Origin of the sequence: Pseudomonas sp. RA_105y_Pfl2_P56 (assembly GCF_963970845.1) — a bacterium.
GTDB classification, from domain to species: Bacteria; Pseudomonadota; Gammaproteobacteria; order Pseudomonadales; family Pseudomonadaceae; genus Aquipseudomonas; species Aquipseudomonas baetica_A.
The window spans coordinates 1-1,518 of record NZ_CAXAPL010000095.1 but is presented as its reverse complement, the minus strand read 5'-3'; the positions used below and the strand labels follow the sequence as shown (position 1 = coordinate 1,518).

Annotated in this window: 2 protein-coding genes; both read right to left on the bottom strand. The window is 61.6% G+C overall.

What is annotated here, in order from left to right; translation table 11 throughout:
* Positions 1 to 98: 98 nt before the first annotated feature.
* Positions 99 to 932 (bottom strand): DUF4123 domain-containing protein, encoded by an 834-nt coding sequence (locus AACY11_RS28185; protein ID WP_339496314.1) that lies wholly within the window; start codon positions 930 to 932, stop codon positions 99 to 101.
* Positions 929 to 1,518, bottom strand: a 590-nt coding sequence (locus AACY11_RS28180) for a bacteriophage T4 gp5 trimerisation domain-containing protein (protein ID WP_445261995.1), incomplete at its 5' end; no start/stop codon positions are given. The genes AACY11_RS28180 and AACY11_RS28185, both read right to left, overlap by 4 nt.

Below are 1,518 nucleotides of genomic sequence, written 5' to 3'. Positions count from 1 at the left end.
ACACGGATGCACCGTGCAACTGATATCAGCGTGTGGCTGGGCTTTGGCCTCGCGTTCGGCCTGAGCGGCCTCGTCGACCATGGCCAGTTTTTCGGCGCTCATCGGGCGAAGTCCTTGTCGGTCAGCAATTGGTGCGTCAATGCGCTGTTGAGGTTGTCCAGACGCTGGTGCGGCAACACTCGGGGTTCGTCCAGCAAACGCCGGTAGGCGCCGTGCTCGGCACCATCGGGAAAGTCAGTGCCCAGCACTGTGAAGAAACGCGCCCAGCGCAGGACTTCATCGACGGCACTGAAGCCCCGCCGTGCAGCACTGGCCTGACACTCCATGGCCCATTGCTGCAAAGCTGTCGAATCCATTGTGTTGAGGTATTGGGGGAAATAGCGTTGACCGTGCTCGATCAACTGTCTGGCAAAAGACTGGCGCTTGGCCGCGTTAAGGTGATCGAGTTGTTCCGCCGTCAGCACCAGCCAGGGCTTGTGCGCATACGGGATCGCGGGGTGCTCGGTTTGCTGATTGATCTGTGAATCCGGCAGACGAATCAGCCGTACTGGCCCCATCAGTCGATCACGCTCAGGCGAGTGCAAATCCTTCAGCCACAACGCGGTAATACGCGGGTCGTAGAAACGAAAGAAAACCGTCGCACCCCCGTCAACCCGCGCGTGGATCAGGCCGCGCAAATGCGCCAGCGCTTGATCTTCGTCGGCCTCAGACTCCAGCCAGATGCCCGCCGTTGCGCTCCACTCCTGCCAAAAAACCGTTGCCAACGGGCTATCGGGGGTCACACCGATCAGCACGGGGCCGGCCTTTTCCAAAGCGCTGTAGGCGGTACGCTGATAAAGCGAGTGAACAGGCGCGCCGCCCGTCAGCTCGAACAGGCGATCCGAAAGTTTGTCGATCTGGATTCGATCCAGCAACAGATAAGCCCGACTCATGCGTTCACCTGCGCCAGTTTTTCGCACGCGGCGCAGACTGAAGCGGCTTGCTCTGCGGCCTGAGCCAGCGCGGCTATTTGCGTGGTGATGGACAGCGCGATCAGCGCCTGTGGATCTTCGGGCGCTGCCGCCAACGCTGTCTGCGCCGTGACACCCACCACTGGCGCGCCGCCCTCGACGATAGCGACGCTGCTGAAGATCCCCCCCGAATTGATGACGATGTGATGACCGCCAGCACTCAGCGTCAGGCTTGTCCCGGCATCAATCACCACTTGGCTCGCGGTAACCCGCGCATGCGGCCCGGCCTGAATCACCAGCGCTCCATCCGCCGTGGTGCTGCTGTTGCCGCTGATGCTGAGCAGGTCGTCGCTGCCGATCACGGTGTTGCGCGTCCCGTCGGTGGTGTGCCGCTCGTCGGCCTTGATCAGGCTGGTGCTGTGGTGGTCGACCTGTTCGAAACGGTCGCGGCGGATCAGGCTGTGGCTGTCGTTGAGGATCAGTTGTTCAAAGTCACGCTCGGCGCGCAGATAGATTTGTTCCTGGCCGGCGCGGTCTTCGATCTTCAGTTCGTTGTAACCGCCGGTGT

Bases quoted from the DNA above. Each gene is read 5' to 3' on its own strand.
- AACY11_RS28185 (WP_339496314.1), bottom strand. From the start codon at position 932: ATGAGTCGGGCTTATCTGTTGCTGGATCGAATCCAGATCGACAAACTT.